The organism is Methanosarcina sediminis, from assembly GCF_052056915.1.
Lineage (GTDB): Archaea > Halobacteriota > Methanosarcinia > Methanosarcinales > Methanosarcinaceae > MTP4.
On record NZ_CP195119.1, the window covers coordinates 627499 to 651160 of the forward strand.

General features: G+C 45.2%; 19 protein-coding genes and 2 pseudogenes. 9 read left to right on the forward strand and 12 right to left on the reverse strand.

All coding sequences use genetic code 11. From position 1 onward, the window contains the following. Position 1: 1 nt before the first annotated feature. Both ACSAZK_RS02640 and fxsT read left to right on the forward strand, forming a co-directional pair. Positions 2-643, forward strand: coding sequence for a 6-hydroxymethylpterin diphosphokinase MptE-like protein (locus ACSAZK_RS02640; RefSeq protein ID WP_440957085.1), 642 nt, complete (start codon positions 2-4; stop codon positions 641-643). Between the two features lie 319 nt (positions 644-962). Beyond that, complete coding sequence (gene fxsT / locus ACSAZK_RS02645; protein ID WP_440955876.1) at positions 963-3968, forward strand: FxSxx-COOH system tetratricopeptide repeat protein; 3006 nt, start codon at positions 963-965, stop codon at positions 3966-3968. A gap of 196 nt (positions 3969-4164) precedes the next feature. Here fxsT and ACSAZK_RS02650 read toward each other — a convergent pair whose 3' ends face one another. Then, positions 4165-4881 carry a hypothetical protein gene (locus tag ACSAZK_RS02650; protein ID WP_440955877.1) on the reverse strand — a complete coding sequence of 239 codons (717 nt, stop codon included), beginning with the start codon at positions 4879-4881 and terminating at the stop codon, positions 4165-4167. A gap of 343 nt (positions 4882-5224) precedes the next feature. On the opposite strand from ACSAZK_RS02650, the gene ACSAZK_RS02655 reads away from it, so the two are divergent. The 4 genes from ACSAZK_RS02655 (at position 5225) to ACSAZK_RS02670 (ending at position 10502) form a co-directional block, all read left to right on the forward strand. Then, positions 5225-6265 carry a uroporphyrinogen decarboxylase family protein gene (locus ACSAZK_RS02655; protein WP_440955878.1) on the forward strand — a complete coding sequence of 347 codons (1041 nt, stop codon included), beginning with the start codon at positions 5225-5227 and terminating at the stop codon, positions 6263-6265. Between the two features lie 24 nt (positions 6266-6289). After that, complete coding sequence (locus ACSAZK_RS02660) at positions 6290-6514, forward strand: hypothetical protein (RefSeq protein WP_440955879.1); 225 nt, start codon at positions 6290-6292, stop codon at positions 6512-6514. 1670 nt (positions 6515-8184) lie between these two features. Further along, entirely contained in the window at positions 8185-8829 is a 645-nt protein-coding gene (locus ACSAZK_RS02665) for a GNAT family N-acetyltransferase (RefSeq protein WP_440955880.1), read from the forward strand. A 212-nt stretch (positions 8830-9041) separates the two neighbouring features. After that, on the forward strand, positions 9042-10502 hold the full coding sequence (locus tag ACSAZK_RS02670) for an ATP-binding protein (protein ID WP_440955881.1): 1461 nt from the start codon (positions 9042-9044) through the stop codon (positions 10500-10502). A 38-nt stretch (positions 10503-10540) separates the two neighbouring features. On the opposite strand, the gene ACSAZK_RS02675 is transcribed toward ACSAZK_RS02670, so the two are convergent. The 9 genes and pseudogenes from ACSAZK_RS02675 to ACSAZK_RS02715 form a co-directional block, all read right to left on the reverse strand. Further along, positions 10541-11437 (reverse strand): hypothetical protein, encoded by an 897-nt coding sequence (locus ACSAZK_RS02675; protein WP_440955882.1) that lies wholly within the window; start codon positions 11435-11437, stop codon positions 10541-10543. Between the two features lie 119 nt (positions 11438-11556). Further along, positions 11557-11697, reverse strand: a complete 141-nt coding sequence (locus tag ACSAZK_RS02680) for a hypothetical protein (protein WP_440955883.1) — start codon at positions 11695-11697, stop codon at positions 11557-11559. Between the two features lie 61 nt (positions 11698-11758). Next, entirely contained in the window at positions 11759-12202 is a 444-nt protein-coding gene (locus tag ACSAZK_RS02685) for a metallophosphoesterase (RefSeq protein WP_440955884.1), read from the reverse strand. Between the two features lie 206 nt (positions 12203-12408). Continuing rightward, positions 12409-14124 carry a hypothetical protein gene (locus ACSAZK_RS02690; protein ID WP_440955885.1) on the reverse strand — a complete coding sequence of 572 codons (1716 nt, stop codon included), beginning with the start codon at positions 14122-14124 and terminating at the stop codon, positions 12409-12411. 251 nt (positions 14125-14375) lie between these two features. Further along, on the reverse strand, positions 14376-15902 hold the full coding sequence (locus ACSAZK_RS02695; RefSeq protein ID WP_440955886.1) for an APC family permease: 1527 nt from the start codon (positions 15900-15902) through the stop codon (positions 14376-14378). 120 nt (positions 15903-16022) lie between these two features. Then, positions 16023-17426 (reverse strand): annotated as a pseudogene (gene mtbB / locus ACSAZK_RS02700) ([dimethylamine--corrinoid protein] Co-methyltransferase). Between the two features lie 22 nt (positions 17427-17448). Continuing rightward, positions 17449-18090 (reverse strand): dimethylamine corrinoid protein MtbC, encoded by a 642-nt coding sequence (mtbC, locus tag ACSAZK_RS02705; protein ID WP_440957086.1) that lies wholly within the window; start codon positions 18088-18090, stop codon positions 17449-17451. Between the two features lie 543 nt (positions 18091-18633). Continuing rightward, positions 18634-19917 carry a hypothetical protein gene (locus ACSAZK_RS02710; RefSeq protein ID WP_440955887.1) on the reverse strand — a complete coding sequence of 428 codons (1284 nt, stop codon included), beginning with the start codon at positions 19915-19917 and terminating at the stop codon, positions 18634-18636. A gap of 273 nt (positions 19918-20190) precedes the next feature. Beyond that, positions 20191-21075, reverse strand: a complete 885-nt coding sequence (locus ACSAZK_RS02715; RefSeq protein WP_440955888.1) for a hypothetical protein — start codon at positions 21073-21075, stop codon at positions 20191-20193. A 243-nt stretch (positions 21076-21318) separates the two neighbouring features. Between ACSAZK_RS02715 and ACSAZK_RS02720 the strand changes: the two genes are divergently transcribed. Next, positions 21319-21744: a DUF4326 domain-containing protein gene (locus tag ACSAZK_RS02720; protein ID WP_440955889.1), complete on the forward strand. Its 426-nt coding sequence runs from the start codon at positions 21319-21321 to the stop codon at positions 21742-21744. 133 nt (positions 21745-21877) lie between these two features. Here ACSAZK_RS02720 and ACSAZK_RS02725 read toward each other — a convergent pair whose 3' ends face one another. Together ACSAZK_RS02725 and ACSAZK_RS02730 are read right to left on the reverse strand one after the other, a co-directional pair. Further along, a complete protein-coding gene (locus ACSAZK_RS02725) occupies positions 21878-22063 on the reverse strand; it encodes a hypothetical protein (RefSeq protein WP_440955890.1) in 186 nt (61 codons plus the stop codon). A gap of 49 nt (positions 22064-22112) precedes the next feature. Next, positions 22113-22886 carry a lysostaphin resistance A-like protein gene (locus ACSAZK_RS02730; RefSeq protein WP_440955891.1) on the reverse strand — a complete coding sequence of 258 codons (774 nt, stop codon included), beginning with the start codon at positions 22884-22886 and terminating at the stop codon, positions 22113-22115. Between the two features lie 330 nt (positions 22887-23216). Between ACSAZK_RS02730 and ACSAZK_RS02735 the strand changes: the two are divergent. Further along, positions 23217-23312: pseudogene (locus tag ACSAZK_RS02735) on the forward strand (minor capsid protein); the annotation flags it as partial. Positions 23313-23336: 24 nt separating this feature from the next. Continuing rightward, a complete protein-coding gene (locus tag ACSAZK_RS02740; RefSeq protein ID WP_440955892.1) occupies positions 23337-23570 on the forward strand; it encodes a hypothetical protein in 234 nt (77 codons plus the stop codon). Positions 23571-23662 lie beyond the last annotated feature (92 nt).

Below are 23662 nucleotides of genomic sequence, written 5' to 3' on the forward strand. Positions count from 1 at the left end.
TCTGGACTTTGCCGCCTGGGAACCGATATACGAGCGAATCCTTGCTGATTTCGGCTTCGACCGCAGCGGGGACGAAGAGGCAGCCCGGATCCTCTCCGGGATGCTGACCGCTTCAAACACGGCCAGCCTCTCCGAACTTAAAACCACGATTTCCGGAAAACCCGTCCTTGTCTGTGGAAACGCCCCAAAACTCCGGGCTGAACTTTCGGAAATCGACCTTTCCTCTTTTGTAATAATCGCAGCCGACGGAGCCGCTGCCGTCCTGATGGACCTCGGCCGTGTCCCTGAAGTCATCTGCACCGACCTTGACGGCAACTCCGAAGACGACATCGAAAAAGAAATCCTCGCCTGCGAAAAAGGCTCCCTCGTCCTTATCCACGCCCACGGAGACAACACCGATAAGCTTGAAAAATACGTGTCCCGCTTCAAGCGCTTTATAGCCACGACCCAGGCCGAGCCCTTTGACCGCGTCTACAACTTTGGCGGCTTCAGTGATGGGGACCGCTGCGTCTTTGTGGCAAAGGAGTTTGGGGCAGCGAGCATCAAGCTTGCAGGGTTCGATTTTGAAGATCCCGGCGTGAACCCGATTAAGAAGATGAAATTGAAGTGGGCGAAAGAATTGATTGAAGTGTGCGGGATTTGAGAAAAGAGGCTGGGCTTTAACTTTCTGTGTTTGTATTTTTTCGGGGTCGGTTTTTAGCTAATCTTTCAAACTCTTTTCCGGAGCTGCCGGAATACCGTATTCCCGTCGTTTTTGTTCGCGCGAAGCGCGTCTGCCCAAAACTGCCTTGAATTTTGAAATGATGAGAATTATATCTCATCCACGCTTTCCTTCTAGCTGCTTTTTTATCAAGAATGACAAAATTAACAACACTTATATCATAATTTTGAAATATGATGTTATCAAATAGTCATCTCACTCAATTTAGAATAAAAGTAATGAGCTTGGATATGAGGATAGCATGCCCGGATATACAGAAGTCGAAAACCGTATTTTACAAAAATATATTTCAGATCCTAAGTTATCTAACAGCCTTGCTTTGATTCGTGGGGTAATGGAGAGTATCTGGGCAAATGACGCACCAAGAATAGTACAGAATTACACTGACCACGGTATCGAGCACAGTGAAAGAATTGCTTATTTTGTAGAAAAGTTGCTCCAGGTAAATCCCGATGCAGAATTTTCAGAACAAGAAATTTACCTGCTTCTCGCAGGCGTTTATTTGCATGACATCGGGATGCAGTGCGATGTTGTCGAGTATCCTGATGTGAAAAAGAGAGCCGAAAATTTAGGCGCAAAGTTCGGTGTAGCATTCACCGCGGAAACGACAAATGGATATTCGCCAGAAGAGCAGAATGAGATTCGCAAGAACCATCATTACCTCTCCGCAGCCTGGATCGACTACCTGTATGAAAGTAATGATTCGGTGTTATCTCCATGGATCAAAAGTGTACCTGATTATCTCGTAGACGATTTAATGGATGTGTGCAAATTCCATTCCAAGTTGCCAATTGACGATTGTCTGACTTCTTTTATTTGTGACCCAAGAGGTCGCAAAAAATTGGTAGCATCGCTTTTACGTTTTGCAGATGAACTTGATGTAGACAGCAGGCGAGTTAGAATTGAAAGCGTTAAGATATTTTCCATTGCCTCGGATAACAGCGTATACTGGTGGTTACATAACTACACGAAGGTCTTTATTGATTCGAATAAGCTCCTTCTAACAATTAGACTGCATCCTGAAGACTTCAAATTATATGGTTCCCTGGTGCGCGAAGAATTTATCTCCAATTTTAAGAAAAAAAATCAGCCGGTATTGGAAGTATTGATTGAGCATAAAATTCCGTTAGTGATTGATGGTAATTCTGATGTTATAGAATACGCCCGTGCTGAAAAGTTCCCTCCTGAGATAACTGCTGTTTTGGACAAAAAAATACAAGAAAGTGACTTGTCTCCTAATTCTCATATTCAGGTTATTGGTAAAAATTCCGGTTCCGAGCACCCCAAAAATAAAGGGCCAAAGTCAAACGTTCCTTACTCAAGAAATCCTTTTTTCACGGGACGTGAAGAAAAGTTAGAGCAAATCCATGAAGCTCTTCTTTCAAATAAAACAGTAGCTTTATCGCAACCAGTAGCAGTTTGTGGACTAGGTGGTATTGGAAAAACGCAGACTGCAATTGAATATACGTATTGCTACAATGATGAATATAAATTCATTCTTTGGGTAAAAGCAGATTCTGATGATTCAATTATTTCAGATTTTGTTTCGGTTGCAAAAATCTTGGACTTGCCTGTTAAAGATGATTCAGATCAGAACCTGGTTGTCTCTGTTGTAAAGAATTGGTTAAGAACTAATGAAGGTTGGTTATTAGTCCTCGATAATGCTGACGATCCTCAAGTTGTCGAGAATTTTTTACCTCCAAATCCACAGGGTCATATTCTTTTAACTTCAAGAGCTCAAGTTTTTGACAACCTTGGGATTACAAATCCAATTGAAATTGAAAAAATGCTTCCTGAAGAGGCGAAGGATTTTTTCATTAGGCGTACAGGGCGCCAAAATCTCGATGTTTCTGAAATCGATGCGCTCGAAGAACTCATTCAAGAACTTGATTATTTACCATTGGCCATAGAGCAAGCTGGAGCTTATATTCACAGAATGAAAAGTAGCTTTGTTGAGTATCTTTCAAGTTATCGTAAGCGTGGTTTAGAGCTTCTTGAAAAGTCTAAAGTTTCAGCCGGTAAATACTTAAAATCGGTGGCAACTACCTGGTTGTTAAATTTTGAACAAATAGACAAATCCTCAAAAGCTTCGGCAGATATCCTATTTGTAAGTGCTTTTCTCAACTGCAATAAGATTCCATTTGAAATTTTCATTAAGGGATATAGGGAACTGGGCGAAAATCTTTCATCAGCACTTTTTGAAGCCGAGGCCGATCCATTAATTTTCAGAGAAGTTATGGAACCACTTGGACAATTTTCACTTATTTATACTGATTACGATAAAAGTACATATGACATCCACCGCCTCGTACAAACTGTTCTTAAAGTTCAGATGGATGAAAACACACATAAGCTATGGATTGAACGTATTATCAAAGCTGTAAATCGTGCATTTCCTGAAGTTAAGTATGAAAACTGGGAACTTTGTGATAAGCTTCTCCCACATGCACAGACCTGTGCAGAATATATTGAATTATGGGACATAGAGACTGAAGAGGCTGCAGAACTGCTGAATGAAATTAGTAAATACCTGTATGAACGTGCACGTTTCGAAGAATGTGAACTGTTTTTAAATCGTGCTTTAAACATCAGAAAGATTATTTTTGATCCGGATCATCCAGACCTCGCTGAAAGTCTGAATGATTTAGCAGTACTCTACAAGTCCCAGGGCAGATATTCTGATGCCGAACCACTTTACAATCGTGCCCTTGTTATCAGAGAGAAAATTTTGGGTTCAGAACACCCTGACGTAGCAACTTCCCTCAATAATTTAGCATTACTTTACAATTCCCAGGGCAAATATTCTGATGCCGAACCACTTTACAATCGTGCCCTTGCTATCAGAGAGAAAATTTTGGGTTCAGAACACCCTGACGTTGCAACTTCCCTCAATAATTTAGCAGCACTTTACGATACCCAGGGCAGACATTCTGATGCCGAACCACTTTTTAAGCGTGCCCTTGCTATCAAAGAGAAAGTTTTAGGTTCAGAACACCCTGAAGTAGCAACTTCTCTCAATAATTTAGCAGCACTCTACACGTTATGGGGGAAAAACCTCAAAGCTAAAGAATTATTTGTTCGATCAATAAACATTATGGAAAAATCCAAGGGAGAAGACCATCCTGATTTTTTGAGATTGTTAGAAAATTATGCTCAGTTACTGATTAAAATGAGAAAAGGTCGCGAGGCATCAAAAATATTAAAGCGTGTTGAGTATATACGTGCGAAAAATAAGAAGAAATCTTAAAAGAAGATGTCGCAATCCCTCAAATATTGATATTTCAAGCCGTTTGTTTCTGTTTTTTTGATTTTGATTGTTTTATCTCTTCATTTTTATTCTGGGCAGGCCGGGCTTACGCCCGGAACAATACAGACTCGATAAGGCTATTCCGGCTGCTTCGGTTTAAGTTCAGCATCCGCACTTCTTTTCAAAAACCCCTGTTTCATTCCCTTCTCTCAAGTACGAAAACCGCCCCTACCAATGCCACAAGCACCCACAACGAACTAACGAAAGGAGTACTTTCTGATTCAGCACCTGAATCCTCATCGTCTTCTCCCTCAGCCTCCTTGCCTTCAACCCCATCTTCGCCGGTCTCATTTCCTTCCTGCCCAATGAAAGGAGTGTTTTCTGATTCTGTGGCTGTACCTTCTCCTTCTTCTCCTTCTTCCGGCTCGCCTGCAGCACCATCATCGTCCGTCTCATATTCTCCCTGCCATTTCCCCTGCACTTTCAGTTCCTCAATCACGGCATCCCTGTCGGAAACCGGGTGCTTTCCGGGGAAATACACGGACACTTTGAAGAGCCGGTCCTCAAGGTCCAGGTCTTTCAGCATGAGGAGCACTTCTTCATTTTCCTCGAATTCGGGCTGGTCTTCGGTCCAGACGCCTGTGCCGGTTTCGGTTCTCACCTTTATGGTTTCAGAGGGGATCGGGTTGTACAGCCACTCTTCGACGGTAATTGTGACAATCGTGTAATCGTAATGCGGTTCGATGTCGCTGACATTTCCGATTACTATTCGGTCCGAGTTGTTGACCTGGTAGGGGATTTCGGCGGCTATCGGGTCCAGCAGGGCTGCTGCGGGGCTAGCTGTCAGGGAGAGCAGGCAGAGAGCCAGTGTGATAAAAAGAATGGGTGATCGTTTCAGAGTTTTAGGTTTCATAGAATTCTCCGATGCTCCTTCATGGTTAAGGAGGAATTTCCTATCCCTTAATTAGTCCCTAACTTATTTATTGATTTTTTAAGGTGCGATTTCATTTGCAGTTTAGGTTCGTGGCCAGGGAAATGGGCTAAAAAAAGTAAATAAGTAAAAATAAGGTCAAAATTCGGTCAAAGTTAAGTAAAAAATGAGCTTGGGAAGAGCCTGAAAGAGTAAGACAAGTTTCCTGATGTCTGATTTTTGGGATTTACCGTAGATATTACGGGCCAGGACAGGGGTTCTAAAAAGCAAATTAAATATATATTGCTTGTATAATTATTAAAGAGATAAAAAGGAGAGTTAAAACGTGCAGGATGAAATGACTTCAAGGGAACGAGTTCTGGCCATGCTCAAGCGGAAACCTGTAGATAGGGTCCCCGTAATCTCGGGTTCCGCCATGGTTGCGGAATATATTAAGAAAAGCGGGGGAATTTTCCCCGATTATCATCATGATTCGGAAATGATGGTCAATGCTGCGAGTCTGATGCATACGGACGCGGGGGTTGACAATATTGTCATGCCTTTTGGGATGTTTGTGGAATCCATAGCCCTCGGGCTTGAGGTTAAGATGGGAAGGATAGATATCCAGCCTTCTGTCAAAGGATTCTTTGAAACTCCAGAGGAAGTGAACCTTGACCCGGACAAATTCCTGGCAGACCCATACGTCAGAACCACCATCGAAGCTACGGAGTTTGCAAAAGAAAGGTTTCCTGATGCTGCAATTACGCCCTTCCTGGTCGGGCCTGTCACCCTTACGGGATATCTGATGGGGGTTCAGAACCTTGCAAATTTAAGCTGCAAGAGCCTGAATCACGAGGAGGTCATGGACGAAATAATCGAATGGTTTTCCAAAGCCCTGGAAATTAATAAGATCTATGCCAGGGCCTGTATTGAAGCCGGGGCAGACGCACTTTACTATTCCGATGCTTCTGCCTCGCCCAACCTCCTCATCCCGGATTTCTACTACCAGGTGGGCGTACCCGCGGAAATAGAACTCGGGGAATTCATCCACAAGCTGGGATGCCCGTGGGAACTTCATATCTGCGGCGACACAACCCCGATTATCGAGGGTATGGCAGCCACCGGGGCAAACTGTCTTAGTGTCGAACAGGCAGTCAAGATGGAAGAAGTCGTAAAGATCGCAAGGAACGTGCCCGTGGTCGGCAATGTAACTCCTCTCCTGATGATTGACGGTACAGAAGAGCAGATCCGGGAAGAAACGAGAAGAGGACTGGATGGGGGAGCAAAAGCTAGCAAGCTTGGATGCGGTACACCTTCTCTCAGCAGTCCGGAAAGGCTCAAGCAGTGGGTAAAAGCAGTTACCGACTGGTCTGCCGAAAACCTGTGACCTTTCCGGATTAAGTGCTTAACAGTGAACTACCCGAAAAAATACCAGGAAGATACCAAAAAAATAGCGAAAATAACGAAAGTAGCGAAAATAACGAAAACACCAGGAAAAATTAGTTGCAGAGAATTTCATTCAACTTTTTTCTTCTTCCTCTTCTCCCGTGACATGATGGCGTTGGGTAAGGTACTGGAAGGTATAGGGGAAAATGTAAGGGGAAAATGTAAGGGGAAAATGTATTGGAGAAAATAGAGGGTGGAAGGGCGAAAGCGCCTAATAAGGCAAAAAGCAAATCCACTTTCTTTGCCCCGAAAATACCGTACACTAACGGGATTCCAGGGTTAAAAGTGCGCATCTGTGATCACCGCATAACATTGAGGCATTTGTTATACGACGTTTGAGGCATCGATCTGGAAAAATAGATACGGATTGCTTCAAACCTTTACGCTACGCCTTTCCACCGGTTTTTCAGGCATACTTGCCGTTATCTACCACTTTCAAATATACCTATTGCCCAATATTTCCTTTTACCCGTTCTTCGCCCACCTAACGAAACGAACCACTCATTGCCGCCAGGGTGAAGTGATGATCGTTATGACTTAGCGAAGAACTTTTTTGTATTCCCGCAACAGAAATACAAGCCATGCATTTGTAGCTTATTATTATAAATAATTTTTCCAGATATATCTCATGCAGTGGGCTCTTTTCATGCAACCATGGAAATAATTAGAGGGGGGGCTAAAATATAATTACACGGAGTAATATTTTTTAACCAAAGTTGGGCTAAAAAAGTTAATTAAGCAGAGTAAGTTAAGCAGAGTAAGTTAAGCAGAGTAAGTTAAGCAGAGTAAGTTAAACAAAACGGTTATGGGTTAAAGAAGTTCACGAAAAAGGTGGAAGTGAATAGAAGAGTTAGAAAAGAAGTAGATGGTTCGGAAGTGGGCAGGAAAAGCCAGAGGCAAATCTTCATTTCCGATAGTGCTGAACAGCTTTGAGACATCTTGAGCGCTGCACAGCCTTTGAGGCATCGTTAAGAAATGAAATGTGCCTTTGCATAACCTTTCTGTTCTCGCTTCCTCGCCTGGACAGATTCAGAATTTTGCTTCTCTACCACAAAAAGCATCAACTGATGTCCTTATCCTTCTTTTCTGATCCTTCACCCATTACCGGAACAACTCACTCGCCTGCCAGGGTGGAGTGATGAGTAATGTTAGTAAAGGACCTTATGTGTTCCACTTTCGTTAATGGGGGTACAGACCCATGTTACCGGATTAACCATATATATATATTTCCAGTGAGTATAAAAACTTTTTAATTTCAAGTCAATCCGGTAAGAACTCCGGGACCTCATTGACCAGGCCATCTGCAAACGGGCAGGGATGGTTTTTCCGGAAGTTTTTTAGGTTTCTTCACGACTTTGAGCGACGGATGTGTGTCCGGTTTGTCGTTAAGAAGGTTCCGGTCGGCACAGAGGGTGAAGAGCCCCCGATTCCCCCTGTACCCAGGAAGAATGCGGCAACTTAGTACCTATGTAATAATATAAATAGCTATCGCAAATTTATAGTGAATCCAGAAATTAATTACACATTTCAAAATCAAATATAGTCAAGGGCCAAAATATTTTCACCAATCTCAAGTGCAGGTTTAACCACAGAAGGCACGGAAAACACGGAATAGGAAATAAAGGAACAATCTTTCCGTGCTTTCTGTGTCTTCCGTGGTTCTAAAGTAAGTGTAAATATTTACATTTGGGACTATAAATCCTTGAAACCAGGTGTCTCTAGAAATTATTAAACATCAGATCCTCCGGAAAGGCCTCATTGGAAGGCAAAAGAATCAATTCCTGCTCGTAAAAGAAGCAGGCGAAATGCTTATGAATATTCTTTGCAAACATGCCTGCACCTGCATCTTGCGTGAAAAACATGATCACAGAAAATAAACCTCTCCAGATCTTTTTCCGGGAAGCCGAAAAAAACGACCACTCTCAGATTCGGGAGTTCATAGAACTTGTGGATTCGGAATTTTACCCGCCCCTTTCCCAAAGGCCCGGGGGGATTGAAGAACGGATTGAAAATTCCCTTGTAAAACCTGACGCTAATTTCCTGATGGCAGAAGGCATCTCGAATCCGGGGTTGGGACCGGGGTCAGAGTCAGGGTTAGGGTCAGGAACAGGAACAAGAAAAGGAACAGGAACAAGAAAAGGAACAGGAACAAGAAAAGGAACAGGGATAGAGACATTCCCCCAGCCTGACAGGCCCACTGGACCTGATAGAATTGCCGGGCTTATCAGCTACGAAAAGCAGTGGGAAAGAGAAAACAATGCGTACATCTCCTTTGTGGCGGTAAACCCCGTTTTCCGGAACATGGGGCTAGCTTCGGAACTCATAACCCTCCTGGAAGAACAGATGCGCTCCGAAGGAATGGAACGGATGTACGTATGTACCTGGTCCACAAACCGGTCTGCTCTGGCTCTTTACGGGAAAAAGGGTTTTTCAACGGCTCGGGTAATAGAAAATGACCGTGGACCCCTTGTTGATACGGTGTATCTGGTGAAGGATATTGCTTGAAAAAGTAGCTTTTTTACACCCGATTTAAGGCCAAATGTGGAATCTTTGCCACATTAGTTATATAGTGTGTGAATAGTGCCCTTTGTTCCTTTTTTCTTCCTTTCTTCCTTTCTTCCTAAACCATTCATTGCCATTTACTATCCATATATAACCACCTATCAAATGCCAATGAAAGCTATATAAGTGAACTTCATAAAGCCTTACAGGATACAATGCAAAAATCCGAACTCCGCCGTATAATCCTCTCCCGGCAGGCCTTCTTTCAAAAACATCAGGCCCTCATCCCCCACGACCGGAAAATAGACTTATATCTGGAGGACAGCGAAGTTGTCATGATCTGCGGGATCAGGGGCTGTGGGAAGACTTCTTTACTGAAGCAGATAGCGGACAGGCTGGACGGAATAAAAATCTACATCAATTTTGAAATAATCAAGCCGGAAGATTTCGAACCCCGGAATTTTCAGGATATCCGGGATATTGCTGCAGAACTTTACGAAAGTTCCGGAAAAGAACTTGATCAAAAAGAGATTGAAGAGGGTGGAGAAAAGCAGGTCTACTATTTTCTGGAAGAAATCCAGCACATCCCACTCTGGGAAAGCTGGTTGAAAAAGCTTTACGAAGATGGTATAAAGGTTTTTGTCACCGGTTCAAACTCAAAGTTCCTGAACTCCGGAAACGGCCCCTTCCTCACGGGTAGGAGCAAGCCGCTCAGGCTCTTTCCCTTCTCTTTCAAGGAATACCTGCGGCTGAAGGGGATCGAAATGTCTGATACGGACCTTGATTCCCTTCCCACTTCCAGAAAAGATGAAATCTTGTCCCATTTCCTGAAATATTTTGATAACGGCGGCTTCCCTCAGGTCATAAAAAACGAGGACTTTGAACTCTCACGGGACTATTTTGAAGAGGTCCTCCAGAAGGAAATCCTTGACCGGCACGAATTTCCTGATGGGGGAGGGCTGAGAAGGCTTGCAGTCTTCCTGTTCTCCAATGTAGCGAGCGAGTATTCTTTCGAGACGCTGAAAAAGGTAAGTGGGATTGAAAGTGAGGATACTGTCCGTCTCTACCTCGATTACCTGGAAGAATCTTTTTTGCTGTACAGGGTCCCGGGCCTCAATCATTCCCAAGATAATTCTGAGACTCAGGATAATTCTGAAATCGGGAGCAGAAACAGAAACCTGGACTTGAACTGGAAAGAGAAAGTAATGGCTGCTTCCTGTAAAGTCTATGCAGGAGACACCGGTTTTTTCAAGACCGTGGCGACAAATTACCCGGACAGCCTGGGGTTGAGGTTTGAAAACCTGGTGTTTCTGGAGCTTTTACGGAGGGGAAAAGAGTTATTCTTTTTCCGGGACAGGAGGGAATGCGATTTTGTGGTTAAGCGTGATGTCGGGCAGGGACAGGAAATTATGGAGGCCATTCAGGTTTCGACTTATTTCGGGAATCCGGCGGTTAGGGAAAGGGAGGTCGAAGGGCTGCTGGGAGCTATGCAGAAGTTCGGGCTTGAAGAGGGGCTTATCCTGACTCTGGATGAGGAAGAGGTTCTGATACCTGGTGATGAGGGAAGTCTGAAACCGGGTGACGAGGATATTCCGGGGATAAATCTGGGGAGCCGGGCTGGAGAAAAAGGGAAGAAAATAGCGGTTAAGCCGGTGTGGAAATGGCTGCTTGAATGAAACTGAATGTATTTTCCTTCCCAGCCCCGGGTTCTGGTTCAGAGGCCCTGAAGCCTGCATTTCATGTCTTCTTTTCTTATCCCCAGCTCATAGTCAATAAGGTTCGAGAGACAACACAATGTGTCTTCGTTTTCTTCAACCATTGATTTTATTTTTTCGTAAAATTTATTTTCTTTACGCTTTTGGCTTATGACTTCTACTTTCCTTTTTGCTGAAGCTTTCCCTTCTTCGCTTTCGTGGTACATGCAAATCGATGCATGATTCAGGTTTTTGTCAAGGAGAAATACGGACCCTCCTTTTTTCGGGTTGCAATGGACCTCGTCAACCATCCATCCGCCTGTGTTGTAGACAGACACGTCGGAATCAAGTCCCTTTATGCCTACTTCTTCACTGGACAGGTCCCTTTCAAAAGGCTTGTGGGTATGGCCCATTACAAAGGTCAGTTCGGAGGGTGCAGCCCCCATTTCTTCTTCGATTATCTGGTTCCAGGCGGTTTGCAGGTAGAGTATGAGTCCATCTCTGGTTTTTCCACCTATTTCCTCCCCCTCAAGGTACTTTTCCCACATCGAGCCCTTTTCCCCGCAGAAATATTTCTCGAGGAACTTTTTGAGGAAATATTCTTCTGGCCAGTCTCCAAAAGCGCTTACTATCGGGATTCTTAAATTGTGTTTTTTAGCCAGGTTTCGGGCGAACTCGTCTGTCAGCTTTTTCATGTGTTCTTTGTTTTTTGCATGTTCGTAGAGGGTTTCCGTGACTTCGCCGGCATCTCCCGAGCGCCCAAGAGCAGACCAGAAAAAGTCAATCCAGGCAAAGTTTTCGGATTCAAGTACCTGGACATCAGGGGGCATATCGTTGTCTAATCCAAGGGCAGAAGCTTTCAGGAAACTCATAAACCTGTACGAAGCTTCAACAAAATGACCGTGGTGGAAGAGCACACATTTTTTCCCATCTCCGGAAAATAAAGCCAGGTTGGGATAGGCAATTTCTACCTGGATTTTTTTATTCAGCTTTACTCCTTCGTACTCGTCAAGAGAGTGGCGGTTTATCAGGCAGTTTAAGAAATCGGAATAAATCCTTTTATCTTTTTTATTTTTTTCTTTTTGTTTTCCTTCTCCTTTTCTTTTTCTTTCTTTTCCTTTTTCCCGGTATTTTTTACTTTTCTGGTTTTCCCCGGCGATAACTGGCTTATTTTCACCTTCAAGATGTGGTGGGTCCTGAAGGCGCAGCGGGGTTTTATGCCAGGGGAACGGCAGCTCCTAGCTCGGATGCCTGTTGATATATTTCAGATACTGGTTTTCCCGTGCAAGTTCCCAGATATGGTGGTCGTGGTTTCCGGGGAGGTAGATTATTCTGTCGAATAATTCTTCTCCCTCTTTTATTATAAGTTCTAGGAAGCGGTCGAAAGTCATTGCAGCGATATTGGTCTTTGTTAGAGCCAGTTCCAGAATGTCTCCGTTCAGGATAAGGGTTGGTTTTTTTGAGCCTTCGTTTTCGTCTATGATTTCTTTCAGGCAATCCACCAGCTTGACCATAACTTCGCTCGGTTTGCTGCTTTCAAGGTTTCCCCCTTCTATGTTGGTCAGCAGGCTGTCTTCTTCCCCTAGGTGCATATCGGAGATGCATACATAGCAGACATCGTGTTTCCCATACTGTTCTTTTCCCGTAATTCTTCCCCCAAGAATTTTATGAAAATTGAGCATTTCTTTCATAAAAGGCTGCATATGCTAATAAAAATCCCTACAGCATGCTTTTTATCTTATAAATCATTGTGTGATAAAATAAGCTTTTGGAAATAATTGTACTAATTTTATTTTTTTAGCCTCGTAGAAATCCTTCGGTGGGGTTTATATTTGAGCGATCAAACTTGAATAATGGATCTTTTTTCATTCATTTTCCGTTTTTATAGTCATTGGTGGGATTTTCTTTTGCGTTTTTCTCTTGCGTTCTCAATGAAATTTTCTGCTTTTTTCCTGATTTTTTTAAGTTTCTTTATCGTATATTCACATATTTTCTCATGGGCTTCTTCATGACTGCATTTTTCCGCTTCCATGGTTTCCTGAATTTCTTTCTCCGAACAGGAACAAAGTTTTTGATGAATAATTTGGGGGTCCATGGATGCAAGGTCTTTGACGGTTTTAAGGTTGGCATAATATTTCAGGGCATACGCCTGGTTACGTTTTATTCCCAATTTGCTTACGAAATCTGAAATTTCAAGGCTCAGGCATTTCCTTGCCCTGCAAATGTATAGCTGAGTAACTTTTTCTAAATGAGCATCGAATTCCTCTTCTGCAATCTCCTCTTTTCTGATCCAGGTTTCCCCTGTAATTTCTGTTCTCCGTTTTAACCTTTCAGTGAGTTTTTTTGGATCACAGTTTGCAAGTTCATCTATTGTCCTCACATTGAGACTATAAAGGTTATGTGCAAGGTCGGGGTTCATTTCAAGGATTTTTACAAAATCGGATTTTTCGACATCGTATTCCTTTCTTTCTAATATTTTTTTCTTCTCCTCTTCAGGGAGTATTTTCTTCGCTGAGTCATAGATCCAGTCTTCGATTATCTTGGTAAATGCTCCTGTGAAGAATGCGAAAAGAAATATGAAAGTGGCATTTGCATTATTGTTGCTCTCTACCAGCCTCAGGTAGGTCAGGAGATAGAAGGCTGCAATAGCTATATAAGGTGCGACTAGTATTCTCCGGATGTATGCCCAGGCTATACTTTTCTTCTTGTATTCGGGGAGCAGTTCCCCAAATATTTCCGTAACGCTCAGGAGAAGATAGGAAAGCACCCCAATTGTTGCACCAATGATCACATATATGGGAAACTTGAGTTCGTCATTGCCAAAAGGTGTCACATATATGTTATTTGGATCTGACGGAGCTTGCTGGTTAATCATAGAGTAGTAAATAGCGATAAAAGGCCAGGAAAACACCGAGATAATAATTATCAAATTTCTTATGAACATATGAATTTCGTTTATGCCCTGGGCGCTTAAGATATCAACCTTAAATAATTTCCTGCACAAAAAGGTGAAAACATATAAAATAATTGTCAGTGCAATTAAAATAATTGCCAGTTCAATTAAAAGTAGCAGTAATATCAGAAGAAATTGTAATAAAAAATTAGTTATTTTATTAAAATTAGAAATTTCATTGTTTTTGGTCACTTGTGATTCATTAAAATTAGAAATTTCACTGTTTTCGGCCACTTGTGATTCATTAAAATTGGAAATTTCATTGTTTTTGGTCACTTGTGATTCATTAAAATTAGAAATTTCACTGTTTTCGGCCACTTGTGATTCATTAAAATTAGAAATTTCATTGTTTTCAGGTACTTTTTCCGCATTCATATTAGTTAATAACAAATTCAGGAAAATTGGAGAGAGGACTATTAGAGAAAGAATGAAAGTGATCAGAAAGCATGTTTTCATTTTATCGAAGAATCGGCTCAACCAGCACAGGAACAGGAAGTAGCCCAAAAAAGCAGGGAGAAGAAAGATCCAGTCATCAATTTTTATCTGTATATCTGAATTATTTTCAGAACCTTCATTTCCTTCACAGAGAGGAGTGCTCAGGATAAGTAGCACTAACGTGAATATAAACAGAGTTCCCCTATTAACCCCCATACACATGAATTTAATTACGCGGTTAATATATATATCGATATGTATACATTTCAAACATTATTTAGAATATGTGTCATACCCGAAACAAGGATATAAGAAGATTACATGAAAAAAGAAAGAGACCCGGAACACCATATGCTCCGGGAAAGAATCTTGGTCCGGGCCTGTCCCCTGACTGGTGGAACTTTCCGGGGACATTTTCGGACCTCTTCTTCTTAAATTCTCTGCTCTGAAATTCTCTGCGGTAAAAATCAGGCAGTGATATCGACAGGTACGGTTTCTTTTTCTTTAATTTCACCTTCTACCAGATCTTCTCTCTTCTCTTTCTGGGAATAGATCCAGAGAGGGATAAAGAGGCAGAGCACTGAAAAGCCGACAAAGGTCGTGGTCCAGCCGAGTTCGAGGCTGTTGAGGTAGATTATCCCGATCAGGAAGAAGGGGATATTCAGGAAGGCGGTTACAAGAGCCACGTTTTTCCAGCCGCGGGGGGCTTTGAAGGGCCTTTCTAGCTTTGAAAGTTCGGGGTCGTTTCTCACTTTGACGTAGGTGTAGAGACTGATCCCGTTTGCGCAGATGTACCCGATAGCTGAGGCTGCAAGGATTGCGGTCGGGGTCCCGAGCAGGATAAGGAACATGTTGAAAAGGGCATCTGCAAGCATTGCGTTCATTGGGTGCCCGTGGGAGTTAAGCTTGCTGAGGAACTTCGGGAGGTTTCCTTCTACGGACATCGAATAGATTGACCTGGCTGAGGAGAGGAAAGCGGTCTGGATGATCAGGAGCATGGCCCCTATCAACATTACGATTGTAATCGAAGCTCCGAGGCTGCCCAGGGTCATGTTGGCAATTGGAAGCATCGGGGAGACCGGTTCGGAAAGTACGCCTTCGACTCCCAGGGTCCCGATAACCGAGGTCTGGACAAGGACATAAAGCACAAGGCAGATTGCCCCGCAGACCAGAAGCGCTTTTGGGGTGTCGGTGTTCGGGTTCTTGTACTCGGGCCCGTAGATGGCTGCGGTTTCCCAGGCACAGGCGCTCCATTCAGCCATTGCGAAAATCCCGAAGAGGATAAGGATGTGCTTCATATCCCAGACCCAGTCGGTTGGGAACCAGGAACCGGTAATGTTTGCCATCTGGAAATCGCCGGTAAGGAAGGGAGCAATGGTAATTACCAGGAGGGGGACCAGGGAGACCACGGCCAGGATGTATCCGGCCGTTGCGCCGTTCTTGAGCCCTTTAGAGTTAAGAATGGCAAGGCCCCCGAAGATCACGGCTCCTACCAGTAAGGAGAGCAGGGTCTCAGGGATAGCCCCGAAGGCGGGAACCAGGCCGTGCAGGTAACTTCCGATCAGGATCGCATAGATCGCGAGCACCGGGCTCCAGCCGAACCAGTAACTCCAGGCGCTGAAACCGCCTATGAACTTTCCTAACTTGAATTTCCCGTTATTGCTTTTGTTGGAGGCTGAGCCAAAAACCGTCTGGGTATAACCGGGAAGCCCCGAAGCTTTCGGAAAGACGGTTGCAAGCTCCCCGAATGCAAAGTTCTGGAAAAAGCCCAGGAAAATGGTCAGCACCCAGACAACTATTGAAAAAGCCCAGACATAACTTGTAAAATAGCCAATGGAAGGCAGGATCAGAAGCGGCACGCCGAGTGCAATTGCAAGTCCCTGTTTCCAGTCAATACTCCGTTCAAGCTCTTTCGGGTCGCAGCTTGCCCGGCTGCATTCCGATCCGTGCTGCCAGTCTACCTGTGAGTAGGGGGGATTGGTATCTTCGTCCATAATAATTCCTTTTTTATATTTTTTGTATGTTTTTTATTTTTTTAATTCGCGGATTCACATCCATAAGTAAAATAAAACGAAAATTTCCCTGTTAGTTTTCCTGTCCGTTTTTCGTTCCGTTTACACGATCTGTTTTCGGAACATCTCACAGGAATTAATGTTGATGCCGAGCAGTTTTTCGATGTTCATTTTTGCGGCAATTCCCTTGGCTGCGCCTGTCACGGAAGTGATTACTCCGATATCGAGTTCTTCCCTGAGCTCTCTCATGACATACTCGTCGGTGAGGTCCGCAACCCCGACGTCAAGCTTCTTTGCCACGTAGTCTTTTGCTTCCCCAACCCGCATGTTCTTCGAAAACTGCATCCTTGCAACCAGGTCCCCTGCAGCCCTTATCCCGGTCATCCCGGAAGCCATTATGTGGGAAATCGGCATACCCAGCGGGTCGCCGACCCCTATCTATATGCCGTCTACGCCGGCAATCTCGACCATTGCCTTGCTGGCCCTGGTAACGGCATCCACAGGTGGAGTTTCGAGCATCGGGATTCCCCCAACGCCCATGCCCATGTTCACGTGGCAGGGAATGGGAGAAGCTGAAACGGTTGCCTTGATGAAAGTAACAGCCCTTGCCAGGTTCCAGGCTGAGGTCCTGCTGGTGTTGGTGTTGCAGACCGGGCCAAAGACATTTGCTCCGGCTCTTGCGGCAAGAGGAGCCTGCTGGTGGGGCCAGAGCCCGGCAAGGGTGGTCCCGTCGTATTCAAGTTCCCCATGCATCCCAAGCACCATCTCTCCTGCCATCCCCATTTCGATGTACATGTCGGGAAACCGGGCCCTGAGGGCTTCCACAGCGTTCAGGGTCCCGTACATGTCCCCGTCGCCGGCAGCTCCGGTGGTGTCGAAGTTGACCCCATCGGCGCCGCTTGCCATGAGCCTCTGCATGACCCAGCCCGTGTCCCTGGTAAGGTGCTCGGCTGCGTGTTCCATGGACTCCCTGGCCTTATCGATCTTGAAAAGCTTCATAAGGTCGCCGGGGTTTTCGAAAGGCCCGTCCGGAGTATAGTAGAGCCCCATATTGGGCATGGCTCCGTAGAAGAGTGGGATAATCATGTTCTGCTGGCAGACTTCCATAGCCTGGCACTCGTTTGCGACAACAGGCTTGACTGGCTTGAAACTGTAGTCGATGTGCCCCAGTTCCATGGTATCAGCCCCGAAAGCCCTTTCGTGCATCATTGAGCCTACAAGACGGCTTGAGGGAATCCCGACCCCGCTGTTGCCCTGGTCCCCGTCAAGCCTGAGGGTGCCGATGTCGTGGGTCACGGGAACTTCCATACCCTGTTCCACGCTTACGGCTTTTCCGGGCATCATCAGGATTTCGGCAAGGGTTTCAAGCTCATCCCCTGAGAGGAAAGGGATTTCACCAAGGTCAGCCGCGTTTGCCGAACCTTCTTCGATTTCTTCAAAAATTTGCTTTTTTGTCAGGGAAATCCGCTTTCCGTCTCCCATTCTCAGTAAATATTCAGTTGCCATTTTTAGTCCTCCGGAACCTGGCTTACAAAAGCAGCTCTTTTGCCCTTGTAACGGCTTCACTGGCGTTTTCCGCGTAGCAGTCCGCTCCGATTTTTTCAGCCCAGGCCTGAGTTGCGGGAGCCCCTCCTATCATGACTTTCACCTTCTCACGGAGCCCTCCCTCTTTCAGGAGCTCGATGACTTCCTTCTGGCCCGGAAGAGTGGTTGTCATAAGCGCGGAAAGCCCGACCATGTCCGCCCCGGTTTCCTTTGCCTTTTCCACAAAGTTCCGGATCGGGACGTCCCTTCCTATGTCGTGCACCTCAAAACCTGCAGACTGGAGCATGGTAGAAACGATGGACTTCCCGATGTCGTGGACATCCCCTTCCACGGTCCCGTTGACAATAACTCCGAGCTTCTTTCCCTTGTCCCCGGCAGGCATGTCGGCTTCCAGGAGGCCAACTCCGGCAGTCATGGCATCGGCTGCCATCATAACATGGGGTAAGAAGAGCTTTCCTCTCTCAAAGAGGACGCCGACCTCATTCATGCCGGCAGCAAGCCCCTTTTCAATGATTTCCGATGCAGGAATCTCAGACTTCGCTTTCTCCACGGCGGCAAGGACTGCGTCCTTTTTGCAGGAGATAACCGCATCTGAAAGTTCTTGCAGCAATTCTTCGCTGGTCATCTGGTGGTTCACTTCTCCATTTTTTGGCTGCATCCTAGTCGGCAACCGGTAACTTACTACCGGCTAACATACTATATAAAATTTACTATTATACGCGCAAAAAAGAACCTTATATTTAAAGAGGTCCTCCGGGTCTTTGAATATGAAGGGGGATTTTCAAGAGCGATCCTCTCACAGTACTGCAAAGTGTCCCGGAAAAAAAGCAGAAAAGTTCACACAGTATAAACTTAAAAGTAAATCGGAAAATGTGTTAGAAAATATGTTAGAAAAAGTGTTAGAGAACGTGTTAGAGAATGTATCAGAGAACTTACCAATAAAAATTTTTCAATTTGATTTTCAGGTACCTGGGCACTCACCGCCCGCAGAGAGTAGCGAAGCGAACGGCTTTTCCAGGATCCCCGGAAAATTGCATATGATATTGAATTCAAGTACGGCAGTCCTTTAGTTCATAAGTCAAACACAGCACCTTTTATTATAATTCAAAACAGGATGCTTTAATTATAACTCTTAATTTATATATAGAGCCCCGCAACCCTCATCACTTTATTTATTTTCCCGCATCCTTCGAATTTCCCTTGACGAAGTCCCATCATCTTCATATTCGTCCACCGGGATAATCTCACAAAACTCAAGAACTTCAGGATTGACGGACATTTTAATGGATTTCCTGTGAAACACCATGAACCGCACGTTCTTTTCCTGAAAACTCCTCAAAATGGCAGCTGTATCTTCTATACCGCCATAGTATTTTGCGTCAAACAGCCTGTTGAATGTATCGGCCCCGATGATGAAGGTGCTGTTCGGGAAAAGGTCGGCTTTTTGCAGGAAAAGCGGCGCGTTGGTCAGGTAAACCCCTCCCATAAAGGCTTCTCTTTTGTATTTCCTCAACGAATCAAGCCTCTGGTCCAAGGAAATAAAATCTATAGGCGGTTTGTCAACGTTCGTCAAAGAAATCTCGAAATGGACAGGCGAATTATATTTCTTCGACGCCCGTTTCGCCATGAAAACGTGGTTCTTGTGGCAGGGGTCAAAAGAGCCGGAGAATACGAGTTTTATTTCTTCGGATTTTGTATATTCGGGGGATTTTTCCGTATCAATTGCCTCATCAAAATTGATCCTTGCCACCCCGGCTGTTTCACAAGGACTTTCCGGACTGCAGCTCTGCTGTCTCAGGAGATCTCCTACCGCCCCGGAAACTGAAGCATATTTTTCAAAAATTTTTTCTCTTTCCCTTTCCCCTTCTGCTGTCTCAATACCGGTCCCGATTCCATCCTTTGTCCCGATTCCATTCGGTAAATCGATTTCAGGAACGCCGCAGTGGTGGGCGAGCACATTGAAAATCAGGGCTGCAGCAATCTTTTCTTCCTCTTCCCTTGTCCGGTCCGCTGTCAGTTCAAGGGTTCTGACCCCGGTTTCACGATATGCCTGTATGGCAACATGGACCTCGTGTTTCCTGCCTTCCCGCTCGTTTGCAGCCTTGAGCTTGCAGGTCGCTCCAATCCCGATTACGTCCAGATCTGCGGAGCCGTCGGAGCCTTTGGACAGTTCAAGAGCCCGCTGGTAGGCAACCATCGCCATCGACCTTGCGGTTTTCTCCGAGCAGTACTTCTCAGGTTTCCTGCCGAGGAAGCGGTCCATCGCCTTCATGCCGTATGGGACAGCTGCATCCAGCACTGTTGCCGAGCCACTGCCGTGCCGGAGCAATTCCCCAATAACTTCGGCTCCACCGCCGGTTATTGCCAGAACGACCTTGCAGGGGGATTCGTGGATCTGGAAAATGCGTTCAAGAAGTATGCTGTTTTCATCTGCAGCCGATTTATCTGCCATCAATAAGGTGGATACACTTGATAAGATTATAAATATTATTATTCAGGCAAAGATGGTGTTATTCACAGTTATTTGAGTTTATTTGTGATTCGAAACTCCAGAAGTCGGGTACCTAACTATTTTCGTGTACTCAGTACAGTGTAACCGGTTTTCAATTTGATTTTCAGGTACCGACGTTCTTACCGGCCGCGGAGCGCAGCGAGACGGACGGCTTTTTCCAGGAAATTAATATTAAATGTTAAAATAGGATTCAAACACAGTGTCTTTTATTATTCACTTGATCTCAATCCCATACATCTCAGCCTTTTCCTTTATTTCCTCAAAAGCAGGATACCCTCTGATCCTCTCCCCCTGCAAAACAAGCTTCAAGTTCTCAACTATCTCGTGTTCCACATCCTTCAATTCTTCCTCATACTTACAGTAGTACAGTGCAAGGAATATGAGATGCCTGACAGAAGTCTCTTTTTCCGCGACATAAAGCGCATGCCTGAAGATCTCTTCTTTTGTGAGCTCCCTTTCCGGTTCCTTATCCGAATAATAGTAATAGGTGGTTGGCAAAAGGAGTTTGATCCCTTCCTTTTCAAAAACAGAGAAACCCGTTTTTTCCCCGGAATCCCCTCTGTATTTATTCGAATAGATGACCTCATCCCTGTCCCTGTAATATATTACCGAATTATAGGGAACCCGCGGGTCAAGCAGCCTTTCGATATCCCTTATTTCCCTCAGCAGGTCTGCAACATCTCCCCAGAGCCTTTCATTGAGTGCATACCGCTCCCCGTCTTTTTTTACCAGGCTTATCTTCAGGGCTTTTTTCAGGAAAGCATATACCGTGCTCTTTTTCACATCCACCTCTTCGGTGATTTCATCCACAGTTTTTGCTTCGAGCAGGGAGACGAGTATCGGGATTCCGGAATCTGCAAGAACAGGTATCAAATTCGGGTAGGAATCGAGAATCCGGGTAAGCCTGACCATCAACGTGCTTTTTTTCGGGACGATTTCTCCCGCTGAGAGGGCTGCAAGGTCTTTTTCGTCAAGCTTTTGCACAATTCGGTAGATGTGCTTTTCACTTTTGTTGAGTGCTTCGGCTACGATGCTTATTGAGGTGTTGCCTTTTGCGAGTTCTGCGATGGTTTGAAGTTCTGTTCTGGAAAAATGCATTAATTCCAATATTGTGCGAATTACATATAAATTTTCGTATTCTGATGGAAAATTAGGGCGGTTGTCAGTTATTGGGTGATATTCCTCGACCCCGAAAACCGTATTTCAATTAGATGTTAAAGGGTGCCTCCGCCAGCTTGCCTGGCGGCCCTCATCAAAAATACCTATTGAATGATGCAGGAACAATGCATGAAGCCCCAAAGCTTATATTTCCCAGAAAAACAAACCTCACCTGTAGATAATATGGCTGAAGTAAACGAATTCAAAGAAATTAAAGAATCCAAAGAATTCAAAGAAACCATCGTCCGAAGCAAAAGGAAAAACCAGACAAAAGAACTTGAGCGCTGCAAGTCGATCTATGGGGAAGAAAACGCCATAACAATCGACCGTACAACGAAATGGGGCAGCCCCTTTGCAATAGGCAAGGACGGGAGCAGGGAAGAAGTACTGCAAAAGCACCGGGACTACCTGAGAAAGAGGCCGGACCTCCTGAGGGCAATCCCCGGGGAATTGTCTGGCAAAGTTCTCGTATGCTGGTGCTGGCCTGAGCAGTGCCATGGGGACATACTGGCATACCTGGCTAATAACCCGGACAGGATCAAAGAATTCAGGCAGGGGAAAAATCCGATGAAGGGAAAAGTCCAGTCAACTTTGGGGAGTTTTGAGTGAGTGGGGGGAGAGGTAGGGTAATCCTGAAGCTTTGTATGTGGAAGGAACCAGGATCTTGGAGCCTTTTGACTGTGAAAAATTTTCAGCAGCCATTCCCAGGCTAAAACACAGAACTATTTTCAGGACGAACTCATCAGAGGCCAGGCAGCACAGGCCTCCACTGCACTTCCACTGCCGCAGTGACCTGCTGCCCGTCCCCATCACCAGGACTGTGGATCCAAAGACCCGCATCGAAAACAGGGATTTCAGCCGGCAAATGGACCAGGACTTTAACTTCCTGGACGACCGGGCAGACTCCGAGCCTGAAAGAAGATCCCACCGCCCGATTGACAAAATTGTTGCACGAACCTTTTCCCGTATCCCGAGTATCAGCCAGCGGCGAACGAGGCTGTGAGTATGACTAGGAAGACGATGTTGACAATCATATGAGCAATCATGGATACGTAGATGCTCCGTTTTCGCCACGCGACTAGAGTCAAAGGCAGGAACCCGACGACTATCTGAGGCCACCGCCACGGCGTCCACACGTGGTAGATGCTGAACAGGAGGGTGTTGAGAATCGGTGCCCATATGCCGTAGCGGTCAATCCGCGGGAGAAGATAGCCGCGGAAGTACAGTTCCTCGGTTATTGGAGCGACCAGGCCATTGAACACAAATGCTATGACTATGAACGCTGCTAAAACGCCCGCAGAAGGCAGAACGCCCTCCGCATTCGTCTGCGCAAAATGCAGTATCGAATCGGGCACCCACGAGGGCAACCAATCGATGACCCAGCCTTCCAGCAACGATATCCACGCGATTAGTGTGAACATGAACCATATGGCCAGACCAATAGCCATTGGCAGCAGCTGTCCGAGAGGAAGCTTGGATCTGTAATCTGTAACGGCAAGTGGAGACCACGAGCCGATTATCCTGCGAGAGGCGATAGCCAGGCACCCGAGTTCGAGGGGTACGATCACGAGTCCGATACCGCCGAAGAGGGCGAAGATTGGATCCAGTCCCCATCCCTTCAATACTGGTGTCATCCCGACGATGAACGCGCCTAGCGCCACGCCCGGGAAGAGACTCAGGACAACAGACAGCCAAAGAGGATGCTGTGGGGTATGGCTGTGCTCTACGGTCTTTCGCTCATTTTCGCTCATAATCACTCTTCTTTAACTCGATATTGCTCAATGTTTCAGGATTCTTTCACTTAATGACAAGTCGTTTGTATGGATTCAATGATATTATGACAAATTTTAGCGCTCGACTGAGCGTGTTTTTTCCAAATTAGCCATTTTATTTGGTCCACTAACCAATTTTTGTTTATAGAAATAAATTATACCTTAGTTTTATCTTAAAATAAAATAGATAAACCTTTTGAAATTAAGTATTAAAAGTAAATATATTAAAAATAATTATTATTTTTGGGAAAAGCCGTTCAGCCCAAGGCTGAACGGTGAGAACCCCGTTTTCTCTATTCCACAGAGCCCCTGTGCCGGGCCCTGCACGGCACCGTCTTCAGGTCGAAATCCTCCGAAGCCAGGAAGTACCGCCCCCCGCTTCACTTTCACTGCCGAAGTGACCTGCTTCCCGTCCCCATCACCAGGACCGTGGACCCAGAGACCCGCATCGAAAACCGTGACTTTTCCCGGCAGATGAACCGGGACTTCAACTTCCTGGACGACCGGGCAGACTCCGGGGTAGTGGACAAAACCCTGCAGGACATCGACATTTTCAGGGAGAAGTATTCCATCGATCGGTTCATTCTCGACGAGGACCTGGAAGCCAGGCTGCAGAAGCTTGAAATTCAGGTTGAGTCTTCGGGAGAACGGTGGAATAAATAAAAAAGTCAGATTACAATAATATTGAGGATCAGCCTTTAGATGTTACTGAGGCTCTATTAAATAGACAATTATAAATTTTATATAAATAATCA